Here is a 14,909-nt window from a genome sequence, read left to right as displayed (position 1 = left end):
TTACTCCTTTTCCTTTAAGTTTTCGCGGCGACCTTCGCAGTTAAAGTCATGGACATGTTCACCTTGTTGGATATCGCAAAGGGCAATGCCGATATGTTCACCGTATTTGATGACCGGTTCATTTTTTGAAATGTTCTTCAAAGCACATTTATGATAAATGGGGATATCATTTAATGCTTTGCATGCTACAGGTCGGTTATCTTTGTTCAGATAGTTGACCGTATCACCTTTGTTGATTTTTTCGATGGCGACGACAACATTGTCGTCAGCGCTGACAAGTATGGCATTATTCATAAGTATCTCCTTTGTATAACTACTATTTCTTCCAATAGGCCTTTGAAAAATCTTGGCCAACTAATGGAAATTTCGGGCAACCATATTTTTTTGCCCACCATGCTGTAATGATGGGGATAAGAATTGCAGTGACAACTGTGGATGCAGCCACTTGTGTGGTTGCCGCCTCGACGTACTGTGCCCATGCCGGATCGACGGTGGCGATGACGGCCGGTACGGCGATGGCATTACCGGCTGTAGATGAAACGGCCCAACCGGCATAACCCGGGCGACGATTCAAAAGACGGTCACACAGCACGACAAACGGTCCGCTGATGCACACCGTCATCAGACCTAAAAGAATGCCGGGGCCTCCGCCTGCCAATATATTGGTAATATTTATACCAGCGCCGAGTGTGATGCCGACAAAAGGTAACAGCAGCCCTACACCGGGCTCTAAAAACTCGCTTAATTTTTCATCGAGATTGCCAAGAAGCATCCCAAACAGGATAGGTACGATAACAGCAATCAAGGATACAATAGGAACGTTTGCCAGTCCGCTGGCACCAAGGGTCAGTAGTGTGAGGAACGGACCGTCGTTAATGGCAAGTAGACTCATCGCGGTTTGATCCACTTCATCGCCGTACTCGACATTAAGCGCTAAGTACATTGAACCGTTTGAATTGGTGATCGCACTGACTACAGCAAGTGTCGTCAAGCCTAAAAATCCGGCCATGCCGAAAACTTTGCCGATGACGATTCCAATTAAAGCGCCAATCAACCATTTGGATAGCAGTAACACACCGCCGCGCTTCACAACTTGCAACAACTCTTTAATACGTAGTTGAGCACCCATACAAATTAATTGGACACCGAGTATGGCGGCTGAACCTTGGCTGGTAAATACTGCTGTTGTGAAGGATCCGATTTGCAGCATCTCCGGGAAGAATGTGTTGACGATTGAAGACAAAAACATGGGCACAATCATCATGCCGGCGGGTATTCTTTTTAGAAAACGCATTATCATAAAAGACCTCCTATTCGTATATGCGCACTTGTATCTATAAGCGTTCTAACTTCACTATATTTATACGCTATTCATTTGTCAAGGTGAATTTCAATCATTTCACAGTGACTATCGTATGTCCGTAGGTAGCTATAGGCAGAGGTATAAATATTTTGTAGAAGGCGTTCCCTCGATTCGGCTCCTCTGATACAATGAACGTAGACTATCAGTCGTGCTGGAGGTGATGGTGATGAAAACAAATTACAAATCCGTGGTTTATATTTTGCTCGCGGCAGTGATATGGGGTTTTGCTTTTGTTGCTCAGGCAGAAGGGATTGAACATATCGGCAGCTTTACTTTTACAGCTATTCGTGGGTTTATCGGCGGCGGTTTGATTTTGCTCCTGTACAAAACGCCTTTAAAACACGTGCTGACTACAGGCAAGGTCTATGCGGATCATGCCATGCAGCGACGAGCCGGACTGTGGTGCGGCTTATTGCTCTTTGTCTCCATTAATCTGCAGCAGCTTGGGATAGCTGAGACGACGACGGCCAAGGCCGGGTTTATTACCACGCTGTACATTGTCATCATTCCCATCATTCTATTTTTTAGAGGTGAGCGGATCAGCCCGCGGATTTTCTTCTGTATCGGGCTTGCTTTAGTCGGATTTTATTTTTTGTGCATCACCGATGGTTTCACATTGAGTCGAGGAGATATTCTGATCTTTCTCTCTGCGATTTTGTTTTCCGTGCATATTCTTGTATTGTCCCACTTCACCCCCTTGGTGGATCCTGTGAAGTTAAACGGCGATCAGTTTATTGTAGGGGCAGCGTTAAGCGCCGTGGTGGCGTTCTTTTTCGAGCCTTTCGACATCTCAGGCCTGAGCGGTGCACTGCCGTCGCTGCTGTATGTGGGGGTGTTGTCATCGGCGGTGGCCTATACGTTACAGATTGTCGGCATTCGTGACTTGAATCCTACGGTGGCGGCGCTGCTTTCTTCACTGGAGTCGATCTTTGCGGCGATCGGCGGCTTTCTCATTCTGCACCAGGTGCTCAGCGTTCGGGAGATAATCGGGTGTGCCATTGTTTTTACCGCGACACTCTTCACGCAACTGGGAGGCAGTTATGATTCGTAGATATGCGCTCTATGACGGCAAATTTCAAGTGTTGACTCAAGACAGCCAGACGCATATCAGACCGGATGATGCGGCGTCGTTTTATTGGACTCAGGTCACTCGCCCCGATGACGGGGAGTTGCAGGCACTTCTTGAGCTGTATAACGTTCCTGAGGACTATATCACGGCGGCGCTCGATGTCAGTGAAGTGCCCCGCACGGAACAGATTGATGACAGTCCGGCCCTCTTTTTGTTCAGCTATCCGATAAAACATGATCGGGGCAAGTTTGCCACGCGTCCGCTGTCGGTGATTGTACTGCCTGGAGAAGTTATTACCGTCTCGTCCGATGCGCCTGCCTTTATGGATCGTGTGGAGGCGACGTATCGCGGCATTGGTGGTGATGAAGAGCTTCAAAACTTTGTGGCCAATGTGGCTTGGGCCATTTGTTCGCACTTTGTAGAGGATGTCAGGGAACTGAATCGTATGATTGATGGGATTGAGAAAGAGGTTCGCATCGCCGATAAGCCTAAGATTTTCATGCAAATGATTGATATTCAGAAGTCACTGATTCGTTTTGACATGGCGACTCAGGAAAATGATCCGGTGATTGAGGCATTGTTTCAATCTGAGAGCTTTACCACATCGACAAGAGCGCTGGATTTGCTGAGGGATTTACAAATTGAAAACTATCAGGCTCGGTGCATGATTGAAGAAGCGTCCACCATTATGGAAAGCTTGTCGGATCTGTATTCCAACCTTATTGCATTTAATCTCAATGTGGCGATGAAAGTGTTGACGTCTATTACCATCGTCCTTACCGTACCGACCATTATCGGCGGTCTGTGGGGGATGAATGTGGATTTGCCTATCGATCACACGCCCTATGCCTTTTGGATCTTGATTCTCTTGTGTGCGGCAGTGTCCTATGGACTGATCAAATATTTTAACAGGAAGGGATATTTATAGCCTCTTAGAGGAATCTTAGGAAAGTTTAAAGAGTTTTTAACAACGTCACAGGGATTTTCTGGGATAATAAGGACGGGAAGTGATGTTATGTTAAATTTAAATAAATGGTTAGGCGCTCACCGTCCTGTGATCTTCACCATCGATCGGGAACATGGCACGGATGCGATGAAAGTCGCAAAACGTATTGCCGACAAACTCGATATCCCCGTCTATGATGAGCAGATTATCGATCTGAAGCTATTAGAGAGCAGCGTGGATCCGAATTGTATAAAAAAAGATGACACCTTTTTACAAGGTACCATCTATGATCTCTATCGTGAAAACTACTCCTATTCTCAGGAGGATTTTGTGGCGACGGATGCCCGGTTTCTTGCCAACGCCAAAATTCTCCGAGATCTGGCCAAAGATGGCGCGGCAGTTATTCTCGGCAAGTGTGCCAATTATGTGCTGAAGGGCTACGACACTTTTAATGTGTTTTTAAGCTGTGATGAGACGTTGCGCATTGAGCGGCTTATGGCTCGGGATCACATCTCGCAACAGAAGGCCCGAGGGGAACTGCTCAAGATCGATACGCGAAGAAAAAATCATTATCAAAAGTACACCGGCGGTCAGTGGGGCGGTCCGACGGATTATGATCTTATTATCAATACGGCATACTTTGACAGTGACGATGTGGCAAATGTCATTTTAAAGTGTTCTGCCTTGAAGCATCGACAGTAGCTCGTCCAGAGCTTGTTCAAATTTGTACGCATCATCTGCGCTGCGCGCCGGGTTATGAGCATAGATACCTTGGCGGCGGCGCTTTTTATTAGCGTGACGCACGGCAAGGCCGCTCATAATGTTGGCATCTGTGATGGCATCGCCTCTGAAATTTAAAACGTACGCACCTCGTGCGAGGAGTAGTGCCGAGAGGCCCAAGTCTGCCGTCAAAGCCACGTCACCGGGACGGATGCGGTTGGCAATTTCAAGATCCGCCGCCTCTTTTGACGGATCTACGTGAATGATGGTGGCATAGTCGCTGTGAAGTTCAGTGAGGTAACTGGCCACCATGTAAAGTTTGATGCCATGGGCTTGTGCCAAGCGGGTGACGGTCTCTTTTACCGGCGCGGCGTCACTGTCCAGATAGATATCCATAAAACCTCCTCATGTCTCTAAACTCATGATATAATAAAGCTTTAGAAAGGAAAAGAATGGAACTGTTTTTTATCGGAGCGGCGATCGCTGTTGTGGCGAGTTTGGTCTTAGGCTCCATGGTACTTATGTTTAAAGTCCTGATGAATATTATTGGCGGCGCGGTGCTGCTCTTTGTAGTGAATTTGGTATTGGAGCCCATGGGTCTCGGGATTGCCATCGGCCCTTTAACTGCGCTGTTAACCGGCATTTTCGGTATCCCGTATGTGGTTGTACTCACATTAATCAAATTGTTTCTGTAGAGGTGTGTTGTGAAGAAGTTTTTTATAGTAATCAGTATAGTGCTTATTGTGGCGGTGGGAGGCTTCGTGTCATTTCTCTACAGTGTCTGCCCGAAGTTTGACAATAAGGGCGTGGAACGTTTGGAAGAGAAAGATCCTTTAGCAGGAGGGACCGATGTCTTTCAGGGGGATCAGATCCTCCGTGTGTTGGTTCTGGGAGTGGATAAGACGGCTACCCTGGATAAAACCGAAGAAGAGAACGGTATGCGTTCGGACACGATCATGCTCTTTTCTTTAGATCCCAAGACTCACAGAGCTCAGTTGCTCTCCGTGCCGCGGGACTCCTACATACGCATTCACGGCTATGGCAAAAATAAGATTAATGCGGCCTTTAGTGAGATTGTCTATCCCGGCGGCGGGGTCAATTTGGTGGCGCAGACGTTGGAAGACTTGCTGAATGTGAAAATTGACAACTACGCCATTATGGATTACAAGGCGGTATCGAGCATTGTGGATGCCGTGGGCGGCGTGGATGTGGAATGGAAGTACGACGATTATACGTATACCGATGACTGGGTGGTGCCGCCATTAAAAATTGAAATGAAACGCGGGATCAATCATCTGGACGGAGAAAAAGCCGTGAACTACTTGAGGGCGCGCAAAGCCTATCCGGGGATGCAGGATATTATGCGTATTGGCGCGCAACAGGATTTTCTTATGCTCCTCTTTGACAAGGTGAAAAATCCTGCCATTTTGCTTAAAATCCCTGAACTTATCGATATTGTCGATCGCTATGTGGAAACGGATCTCACTTACGGACAGATGCTCACCCTGGCGAAGTTTGGACTGGGTTTGACACGGGAGACTATTGATACGGCCACGCTAGAGGGCACCGGCCAATCAGGTGTGCTTATCGGTCGGGATAAAGTCGATGTCTATGTGGTGGATCCTGCTGTGGCCCAAAGTGTCATCCTGCGTGATGATACGCAGGCAACCGACAGCGATAATGGTACGCAAGACGGTGTCGGCACTGATGGGACGTCCGAAAACTCTACCGCTGACGATATCGGCAACGGCAATGGCACCGCTGCGACGCACACCAACGACGCAGACCATGCATCTACGGTGAGTGGCAATTCAACTAACGATACGAAAAATGCGTCGGGTTCAAAACAGCGAGGCACCGGTAAAGTGATCATTCAATCCAATTAAGCAGGTAAGCAGGCAAAAGCCTGCTTTTTTTATGTCGAGAAACGATGAAAGCGACATCTTTAATCCGCTGCCGTGATTTCTCATTTTAGGAAAGTTGTAGTAAAATAGTAATAAGAATATGTGATTACCGTCATCAAAGAGGGTAACCTTATATTGTGATCTTTTAGTATTAAATCGTTTACCACAAAGGAGGTTTTCGGTATAATAGAGAGGTACAGCTATGATGAGTATATATAAAAAACTATACTGATAGCGATAACCGTTGAGGGAGGTGGAGTATGAGCGCACTGGATCAAATTGTTACCACAGAAAAAAAAGCGGATGCAGAACTTCTGCGTGCCAAAGATGAAGCGACGCGTATTATTGAAGCGGCAAAAGAAACGGCCCGTCAATTAAAAGAGGAACGTCTCAACAGTTTACATGCCCGGTTGGAGCAGATGAATGCAGATATGACAACAAGGGCGCACACGGAAGAAACACAGATTTTAGATAGAGCACAGTCGAAAGTTGCAGCCGAAAGCACTATAGGGACGAATGACCTGGATGCTTTGGCAGAATTTGTAGTAGAAGAGGTAATACATGGCAATCGTTAAGATGACCAAGTTCAATCTTTACACGTTTAAAGAGGATCTTCCGGCGGTCTTACGGCGCCTGCAATCATTTAAAGATGTGCATTTAGACGAGGCAACCACAGACGCGCAGGACTACATACAAGGTGCAGCCATGCCGCCGGAAGTGCAGAAGCTGGATGAACGCATTCAAAGCGTTCATTGGGTTATCAATCGTTTGGAAAGTTATCAGGACAAACCCGGCACATTGGAAGATTTAAAGACACGAAGGGAGGTCTTGAGCTTAAGCGAGCTCAATGCTAAGGCCAAGACGGTGGACTTCGACCCTGTTTATGCGGCGCTGAAGCGGCTGGATACTGCGGCTGCGTCTTATGAGAATCGCATCGAAAAACTCCGAGCTGAGAACAATGAATGGCTGCCTTATAAAACCTTGAGTGTGGCGCCTGAGGAGCTGAAGGCCTTGAAGCGCACGGCAGTATATCTCGGCGCAGTCTCGGCGCGTGGTATCGACGGGTTTAAAGCTAGCCTTCGACAGCTGGATTATCCTTATGAGACGGAGTTTATTTCTGAACACGGCGGCTATGAGTATATGCTGGCCATGACGGACAAAGACAGAGCTGAGACTTTTGCGGACACCTTACGAAGTAACGGCTTTCAATTCCAAAGTCTGGAATTAAGCGAGACGGTAAAGGCGAAACTTGAATCCAATGAAGCACAGATAGCACAGCTCAACGACGCTAAACGCGGTTTGGATCGAGAGTATCAACAACTGGCACCCCATCTCGACGGGCTGAAATACTATTATGAGGCGCTTCGCAATGAACGACTTCGTCTCGCTTCGGCTGAGAAGGGCTTGGAAACCAAGCGGATGAGTGTGTTGCAAGGGTACGTCGAAACTGCGAACGTAGCGGCGCTGGACAAAGCTTTGGCAAATCTCGGACCCCATTACATTGAATGGGAGGAGGCCAAGGCTGAGGACAATGTACCGATTAAATTGAAGAACACAAAAATCATTCGACCTTTCGAGTCCATTACGGAGATGTACGCCATTCCAAAATATGGTGAAATTGATCCGACGCCGTTTTTGGCACCGTTTTACTTTGTGTTTTCCGGTATTATGATCGGGGACATGGGGTACGGCATCCTGACGGTGCTCTTGTGTCTTATCCTTTTGAAAGGCTTTAAACCGGATATCAAAAAGGCAAAATTGATCACCTTTGTACTCTACATGGGAATTTCCTCCATTTTCTGGGGGTTTATATTCGGATCATTCTTCGGCGATTTGATTCCGATGAAAGCTTATATCAGTCCGTCGGAGGACTATATGACGATGATTGCCATGTGTATGCTCTTTGGGGTCATTCACATCTTCTTTGCCATGAGCATTAAGGCGTACATGGCCTTTAGAGACGGCAAACCTCTGGATGCGCTTTTTGATGTAGGTCTGTGGTATATGGCACTGATAGGGGCCATACTTACGGCAGGATCAGGGGCGCTTGGTCTTGAACCGATTGTAGGTCAAGTGGCTAAAGTCGTGATGATCATCGGCATGGTAGGCATTTTACTTACCGGCGGGCGTACAGAAAAATCCGTTGCCGGCAAAATCGGCTGGGGGATCTATTCCCTCTACGGAATCTCGTCCTATCTTGGTGACTTTGTCAGTTACTTCCGGCTTATGGCGCTGGCACTTTCCGGGTCATTTATCGCCATCGCCGTCAATATTATTGTAAGAATGCTTTTTAGTAGCGGGATTCTCGGCATCATCGCCGGTATTTTGATCTTCGTTGCATTTCAGCTTTTCAATATTTTCTTATCATTTCTGTCCAGCTACGTGCATACAGCTCGACTGACCTTTGTGGAAATGTTCAATAAATTTTATGAAGGTGGCGGCACGGCATTTAAGGAAATGATGGAACAATCAGATTACTTTATCTATAAGGAGGATACGTATGAACGAGTTTAACATGGCACAATTTTGGATTGAAAACGGAGGTATGATTTTAGGCGGCCTTGGGGTTGCACTTGCGGTAGCCCTCTCAGGTATCGGCTCTGCCAAGGGGGTCGGCATCGCAGGGGAAGCCGCATCCGGCGTCATTATTGAAGAACCTGAAAAATTCGGGAAAGCCCTCGTGCTCCAACTGTTGCCGGGGACGCAAGGTCTTTACGGCTTTATTATCGGGATGCTGACGATGCTTCGTCTCAGCCCTGAAATCACTTTGGCGCAAGGTTTCGGCTACTTAATGGCAGCTGTGCCTATCGGACTGGTAGGTCTTTTTTCCGCCATTGCACAAGGTAAAGTTGTCGTTAGCGGGATCAACATCCTCGCCAAGAAAGAAGAAGATATGACCAAGGCCATTGTCCTTGCGGTCATGGTTGAAATGTATGCCATTTTAGCTCTTGCTATCTCATTCCTTCTTATGAACCGTGTCTAAGGAGGTCCAAGTGTCAAATATAGAAACTTTACTAGCAGAAATTGAAGCCAAAGCGAAACAGGAAGAGTTGAGTATAATTGACGCTGCCAAGAAGGAAGCTGAAGCTATTGTACAACGGGCCGAACTTGACGTGGCACGGGAAGAGGAGCTGCTGCAACGACGGGGTGAAAGCGAACGACAAAGTCTGTATGAGCGGACTATTTCCAGTGCACAGCTCAAAGGTCGGGACAGTGTGTTAAAGGCTAGGGAGGCCACTATCGATGAAGTCTTTCGTCTCGCGCTGGAGAAGCTGAATGCCCTCTCCGATGAGGCATACCTTGAGGTGATTGAAAGTACCGTGGCCAAACTCGAGCTTAAGGATCCTTTGCTCTACGTCAGAGCCGATAAAAGGGATTTTGTCAGCGCCCACATGACGATGAAGCTTGCCGAGGAGACGGTAAAGTCCGGGTTTAGCATTGCCGACGGTGCTGTGGTGTACAATAACGATTTTGGCACACTTCTGGAAAGTTTGCGTCCGGACATTGAGCCCAAGCTCTATAAAAAACTTCGTGGCGGTGAGTGAATAGGAGGGTAAATGAAACGAGAAGCTTTTGTGCAGGCGTCGGTTCAGACGCGCATATATGAAAAGAATTTACTCTCTGATGTAGATTTTAAAAACTTTATTGAAGCTAAGACGGTCGAAGGACTTATCAATTCCCTGGGAGATACGGTCTACAAGGAAGAGGCGATGAAGCTTAGGAGCGTGGACGATTACGACAAAGCTTTGGAGAATGTCCTCATCGGTTTCTACAATACCATGTATGACATTGCCCACGACGATGATGTCATCGATTTGTTGGCTTTAAAATACGTTTACCACAACCTCAAAGTAGCTGCGAAGGAGCAACTGCTTCACGAGGATTTATCTCACTTATACTATCCTATCAAAGGTGATGTGCAGGCTATTAAGGCGTCACTCAACGAGTTTTCGGACAATGCCTATGCCACTGTATTGCAAGGGGCGCTGGAAACTTTTGAGCTCACCAAAGACCCTCAGGATGTGGATATCTATCTGGATAACGCCTACTTCGATGCCATAAAAGCGTTGGCGAAAGAGAGTCAGGTGGAGCTCTTTGAGACGTATGTCCGGGATTTAGTGGATTTCACCAACATTGCTACGACGCTCAGACTGCGACGTCGCGGTGACGCACAGGACCTTTTAGCCAAAGCGCTGATTGACGGCGGCATGTTGGATCTCGGCACGTTAAATCACTTTTATGAGTCAGAAGACACGGCGCTGTTAACTCGGGTGAACTTTCGCAAGTACTTAGATGAGGGGCTGAAGGCCTATAAAGAGACCGGATCCATGGCAGAGTTTGAAAAAGCCAAGGACAACTACTTTATGGCACTGATCAAAAATTATAAACATACGACCTATGGCCCTGAGATACTCTTCAACTATCTCTATGCGAGAGAAACGGAAATAAAAAATATTCGACTGATCTTTATCGGCCTGTTAAACGGTACGGATGAAGACGTCTTACGACAAAGGTTACGTGATACTTATGTATAAAATTGCAGTCGTTGGCGACAAAAATTCCGTCCTTGCCTTTAAAGCTCTGGGCGTTGAAGTCAAGGCGTGTTATACCAAAGACGATGCAAGGCTTATCGTGGATGAACTGGCCCGGGAAAAATATGGCCTCATCTTTATCACGGAAGACCTTGCACAAGAGATCGAAACAACTATTAACAGATATAACAATGTTACCATTCCAGCCATTGTACCCATTCCATCGAATAAGGGATCCCTTGGCATCGGCATGAAGAAAATCGACAGCAATGTAGAAAAAGCCGTTGGCAGTAACATTTTGTAAGGAGGAAATTTTGAATACAGGACACGTTATAAAAGTTTCCGGACCCCTCGTTGTCGCCGGTGGTATGACCGATGCGTCAGTGTATGATGTGGTGGAAGTGTCAAAGGATAAGCTCATTGGCGAAATCATCGAAATGCGCGGCGATGAGGCTTCAATTCAAGTCTATGAAGAGACTACTGGGATTGCTCCGGGGGATGATGTTTATACGACAGGCTCACCACTTTCGGTAGAACTGGGACCCGGACTCATTGAGCAGATGTTTGACGGAATTCAGCGTCCGCTGGAAAAGCTCCAGGAAGTGGCAGGCGATTTTCTTGTCAAAGGCGCGGAAGTACACAATTTGAACAGAGAGAAGCTCTGGGACTTTGTCCCTGTTGTCAACGTGGGGGACGACCTCCAAGGTGGCGACGTGGTGGGGACGGTTCAGGAGACGGAAGTCATTGAACACAAGATTATGGTGCCGCCGGATGTGAAAGGTAAAGTTAAATCAGTGCAATCCGGATCGTTTCATGTCGATGATGTGGTTTACGTCCTCGAGACTGAAATGGGAGATAAAGAGTTCACGATGATTCAAAAGTGGCCGGTGCGTCGTGCGCGTCCTATTGGCGAAAAGATTGACCCGAATACGCCGCTCATTACTGGTCAGCGGGTTATCGATACGTTTTTTCCGATCACCAAAGGCGGTACGGCGGCGATTCCGGGTCCGTTCGGATCCGGAAAAACTGTCGTACAACACCAGCTGGCTAAGTGGGCCGATGCTCAGGTGGTCGTTTATGTCGGCTGCGGTGAACGGGGCAATGAAATGACCGACGTACTGATGGAGTTTCCGGAACTTATCGATGAGCGCACCGGCGAGTCCATTATGAAGCGTACAGTGCTTATTGCCAATACATCGAATATGCCGGTGGCGGCGCGTGAAGCATCCATTTATACCGGGATCACCATTTGTGAATACTATCGGGATATGGGATATTCTGTAGCCATGATGGCGGATTCCACGTCCCGTTGGGCGGAGGCGCTCCGTGAAATGTCGGGACGTCTGGAAGAGATGCCCGGTGATGAAGGCTACCCCGCATATCTTGCCAGCCGTGTGGCGGAGTTTTATGAACGTGCCGGCCGTGTGAGATGCCTCGGGGCAGACGCAAGGGAAGGGGCACTGTCCGTCATCGGTGCAGTATCGCCTCCGGGCGGAGATATTTCTGAGCCGGTCACCCAGTCCACCCTGCGAATTGTCAAAATTTTCTGGAAGTTGGATTATAACTTATCCTATGCCCGTCACTTCCCAGCCATTAACTGGATCGAGTCATATTCCCTTTATCAAGCTAAGATGGATAAGTTCTTTGATCAGAGCGTGGATCCGGAGTTCTCTCTGCGACGAAAAGCGGCGATGGCGCTGCTCCAGGAAGAATCCTCGCTTCAAGAAATTGTCCGTCTGGTCGGACGGGACAGTTTGTCTGAAAAAGATCAGTTGAAGCTTGAGGTGGCTAAGTCCCTTAGAGAAGATTATCTCCAACAAAATGCCTTCCATGAGGTGGATACGTTCTGCTCCCTTGAGAAACAAAATCTGATGATGAAGACGATTATGGGTTTCTATGATGAAGGCCTTCGAGGTCTGGAACACGGCGCTTACCTTTCTGAGATTGAGAAGCTGCCGGTACGTGAAGCTATTACGCGGATGAAGTATGTGCCGGAAGAAGAACTGTCCAAGTTGGAGCAAATCTTAGACGATGTGCATAGTGCCATTGACGGCATCATTCCACATGCACGCAAATCCGAGGCACCGCAAACAACCACCGAAGATAAGGAGGCAACCCATGCTTAAAGAATATCGTTCCGTCACCGAAGTTGTCGGCCCCCTTATGGTTGTGGAAGGGGTTGAAGGTGTCGAATATGAAGAATTAGTTGATATTGAGCTCCAAACCGGCGAGCGTCGCCGCGGCCGTGTCATTGAAATCAACAAAGACAAAGCTATGGTGCAAATTTTTGAAGGATCTTCCGGCATCAATCTGGCCGGGACCAAAGTGCGCTTTTTAGGGCACCCGTTGGAGCTGGGCGTGAGTCCGGATATGATCGGGCGTGTATTCGACGGCCTCGGGGTACCTATTGACGGCGGTCCGAAGATTATCGCCGATGAGAAAATTGATATCAACGGGACTGCAATTAACCCGGTATCTCGAGACTATCCGTCCGAGTTTATCCAAACGGGGATTTCCACCATTGACGGTCTGAACACTCTTGTTCGTGGGCAAAAACTTCCTATCTTTTCAGGAGCCGGCTTACCACACAACAATGTAGCGGCTCAAATTGCCCGACAAGCCAAAGTATTGGGCACCGATGATAAATTTGCCGTCGTCTTTACCGCGATGGGCATCACTTTTGAAGAAGCTCAGTTCTTTATCGACTCTTTTAAAGAAACTGGTGCGATCGACCGTGCCGTATTGTTTATGAACTTGGCGGACGACCCCGCCATTGAACGACTTGCCACGCCGAAAATGGCCCTTACCTGTGCGGAATACTTAGCATTTGAACAGGATATGCACGTGCTGGTTATCATGACTGATATGACCAACTATGCCGAAGCCCTTCGCGAGGTGTCGGCAGCACGTAAGGAAGTACCGGGGCGTCGTGGTTATCCGGGCTACCTCTACACCGACCTTGCCGGTATCTATGAGCGGGCAGGGCGGATTAAAGGGCGCAAAGGGTCCATCACTCAAATTCCGATTCTCACCATGCCGGAAGATGACATTACGCACCCAATTCCGGATCTTACCGGCTACATTACGGAAGGACAGATTATTCTTTCCAAAGAGCTGTATAAACAGGGCATTCAGCCGCCGATCAATGTTATCCCGTCCCTTTCCCGTCTCAAGGATAAGGGGATTGGTGCAGATAAAACTCGTGAAGACCATGCTGATACCATGAACCAGATCTATGCGGCCTACACTTCCGGCAAGGAAGCGAAGGAACTCTCGGTCATTTTAGGGGAGTCAGCCCTATCGGAAGCGGACAAGGCGTTTGCCAAGTTTGCTGATGCCTTTGAGCGGGATTATGTGGATCAGGGTTATGAGACCAATCGGGATATTGAAGAGACGCTGGACACCGGATGGAAGCTTCTTAGCATCATCCCTAAGACAGAGCTCAAGCGTATTGATGACAAGCTCATTGCTAAGTATCTTTCTGAGGAGACTGTGACCGAGACAAAGAAAGCGCCTCACGAAGTACTGTCCAAAAAAGTGGATAAGACCATCGATCAAATAGACAAGGAGCGGCAGGATAGTTCGTTGGCTGCGGCCAAGGCAGTTCTTGAGACGATGCATACCGACACCCAGAAAGGTCGCGATTAGATGACAAGACTTAATGTCAGTCCAACGCGAATGAACTTGAGTACGCTGAAGACGCGTCTGAGCACATCTTCTCGTGGTCATAAGCTACTGAAAGATAAGCAGGACGAACTTATGCGTCGCTTTATAGAATTGGTTCGGGAGAATAAGACCCTGCGCAGGGAAGTGGAAGCCGAGCTCATTGAAGCTTCAAAAAAGTTTATGTTGGCATCGTCTTCTACAGATCCGAAAATGTTGGAGGCGGCTGTGTCGTTTCCCACCCAGGTCACGGAGCTTGAGATAGAAATTGAAAATGTCATGAGCGTTTTTGTGCCCAATATGCAATTTCACACCAAAGCGTTGACTGAGTCCGGATCGATTTATCCCTACGGCTTTGCTCAAACCACCTCGGATTTGGACGAGGCCATAGAAGGGTTGAAATCTGTTATGGCACGACTGCTTGAGCTGGCTCAGATGGAAAAATCTACCCAGCTCATGGCGGATGAAATTGAAAAGACGCGCCGCCGTGTCAATGCACTGGAGTACAAGACCATTCCGGACTTGGAAGAAACCATTCACTACATTCGCGCAAAATTGGATGAAAACGAACGGGCGAGCATTACTCGTCTGATGAAGGTCAAAGATATTATTTCCAAAGAGGAAGATAAACCGCCGGTCACACAGCCGCCATCGTCACCGGGGCACAACAAAGCGGTCAATCTCAAATTTTAAAGCTTGGGCAACCCAAGCT

At 47.8% G+C, this 14,909-nt stretch carries 17 protein-coding genes; 14 read left to right on the top strand and 3 right to left on the bottom strand.

Annotated features, from left to right (window positions below; genetic code table 11):
• Window positions 1-294: a UxaA family hydrolase gene (locus O6R05_RS07600; RefSeq protein WP_271191388.1), complete on the bottom strand. Its 294-nt coding sequence runs from the start codon at window positions 292-294 to the stop codon at window positions 1-3.
• 22 nt (window positions 295-316) lie between these two features.
• Window positions 317-1,300: a 2-keto-3-deoxygluconate permease gene (locus O6R05_RS07595; RefSeq protein ID WP_271191387.1), complete on the bottom strand. Its 984-nt coding sequence runs from the start codon at window positions 1,298-1,300 to the stop codon at window positions 317-319.
• 229 nt (window positions 1,301-1,529) lie between these two features.
• Between O6R05_RS07595 and O6R05_RS07590 the strand changes: the two genes are divergently transcribed.
• The 3 genes from O6R05_RS07590 to O6R05_RS07580 all read left to right on the top strand — a co-directional run bounded on the left by O6R05_RS07590 (window position 1,530) and on the right by O6R05_RS07580 (window position 4,080).
• Window positions 1,530-2,414 (top strand): DMT family transporter, encoded by an 885-nt coding sequence (locus O6R05_RS07590; RefSeq protein WP_271191386.1) that lies wholly within the window; start codon window positions 1,530-1,532, stop codon window positions 2,412-2,414.
• Window positions 2,404-3,360, top strand: a complete 957-nt coding sequence (locus O6R05_RS07585; RefSeq protein WP_271191385.1) for a magnesium transporter CorA family protein — start codon at window positions 2,404-2,406, stop codon at window positions 3,358-3,360. Before O6R05_RS07590 ends, O6R05_RS07585 begins: the two co-directional genes overlap by 11 nt.
• Before the next feature lie 87 nt (window positions 3,361-3,447).
• Entirely contained in the window at window positions 3,448-4,080 is a 633-nt protein-coding gene (locus tag O6R05_RS07580; RefSeq protein WP_271191384.1) for a cytidylate kinase-like family protein, read from the top strand.
• Here O6R05_RS07580 and O6R05_RS07575 read toward each other — a convergent pair.
• Window positions 4,048-4,494 (bottom strand): YaiI/YqxD family protein, encoded by a 447-nt coding sequence (locus O6R05_RS07575; RefSeq protein WP_271191383.1) that lies wholly within the window; start codon window positions 4,492-4,494, stop codon window positions 4,048-4,050. The two genes, O6R05_RS07580 and O6R05_RS07575, sit on opposite strands and share 33 nt — an antisense overlap.
• Before the next feature lie 56 nt (window positions 4,495-4,550).
• Here O6R05_RS07575 and O6R05_RS07570 point away from each other — a divergent pair, with 56 nt between their 5' ends.
• The 11 genes from O6R05_RS07570 to O6R05_RS07520 all read left to right on the top strand — a co-directional run bounded on the left by O6R05_RS07570 (window position 4,551) and on the right by O6R05_RS07520 (window position 14,890).
• Window positions 4,551-4,793, top strand: coding sequence for a pro-sigmaK processing inhibitor BofA family protein (locus O6R05_RS07570; protein WP_271191382.1), 243 nt, complete (start codon window positions 4,551-4,553; stop codon window positions 4,791-4,793).
• Window positions 4,794-4,802: 9 nt separating this feature from the next.
• Window positions 4,803-5,984 (top strand): LCP family protein, encoded by a 1,182-nt coding sequence (locus tag O6R05_RS07565; RefSeq protein WP_271191381.1) that lies wholly within the window; start codon window positions 4,803-4,805, stop codon window positions 5,982-5,984.
• Window positions 5,985-6,262: 278 nt separating this feature from the next.
• Window positions 6,263-6,577 (top strand): V-type ATPase subunit subunit G family protein, encoded by a 315-nt coding sequence (locus O6R05_RS07560; RefSeq protein WP_271191380.1) that lies wholly within the window; start codon window positions 6,263-6,265, stop codon window positions 6,575-6,577.
• Window positions 6,564-8,516, top strand: coding sequence for a V-type ATP synthase subunit I (locus O6R05_RS07555; protein WP_271191379.1), 1,953 nt, complete (start codon window positions 6,564-6,566; stop codon window positions 8,514-8,516). The genes O6R05_RS07560 and O6R05_RS07555 overlap by 14 nt, the downstream gene beginning before the upstream one ends.
• A 1-nt stretch (window position 8,517) precedes the next feature.
• On the top strand, window positions 8,518-8,985 hold the full coding sequence (locus tag O6R05_RS07550) for a V-type ATP synthase subunit K (protein ID WP_271192310.1): 468 nt from the start codon (window positions 8,518-8,520) through the stop codon (window positions 8,983-8,985).
• 10 nt (window positions 8,986-8,995) lie between these two features.
• Window positions 8,996-9,547: a V-type ATP synthase subunit E gene (locus tag O6R05_RS07545; protein ID WP_271191378.1), complete on the top strand. Its 552-nt coding sequence runs from the start codon at window positions 8,996-8,998 to the stop codon at window positions 9,545-9,547.
• Between the two features lie 12 nt (window positions 9,548-9,559).
• Entirely contained in the window at window positions 9,560-10,537 is a 978-nt protein-coding gene (locus tag O6R05_RS07540) for a V-type ATP synthase subunit C (protein WP_271191377.1), read from the top strand.
• Complete coding sequence (locus O6R05_RS07535) at window positions 10,530-10,838, top strand: V-type ATP synthase subunit F (RefSeq protein WP_271191376.1); 309 nt, start codon at window positions 10,530-10,532, stop codon at window positions 10,836-10,838. The genes O6R05_RS07540 and O6R05_RS07535 overlap by 8 nt, the downstream gene beginning before the upstream one ends.
• 10 nt (window positions 10,839-10,848) lie before the next feature.
• Entirely contained in the window at window positions 10,849-12,660 is a 1,812-nt protein-coding gene (locus tag O6R05_RS07530; protein ID WP_271191375.1) for a V-type ATP synthase subunit A, read from the top strand.
• Window positions 12,653-14,182, top strand: coding sequence for a V-type ATP synthase subunit B (locus O6R05_RS07525; protein ID WP_271191374.1), 1,530 nt, complete (start codon window positions 12,653-12,655; stop codon window positions 14,180-14,182). The genes O6R05_RS07530 and O6R05_RS07525 overlap by 8 nt, the downstream gene beginning before the upstream one ends.
• Window positions 14,183-14,890 (top strand): V-type ATP synthase subunit D, encoded by a 708-nt coding sequence (locus O6R05_RS07520; protein ID WP_271191373.1) that lies wholly within the window; start codon window positions 14,183-14,185, stop codon window positions 14,888-14,890.
• Window positions 14,891-14,909 lie beyond the last annotated feature (19 nt).

Source organism: Peptoniphilus equinus, from assembly GCF_027921445.1.
Lineage (GTDB): Bacteria > Bacillota > Clostridia > Tissierellales > Peptoniphilaceae > Peptoniphilus > Peptoniphilus equinus.
This window is presented reverse-complemented; position numbering and strand designations above follow the sequence as displayed.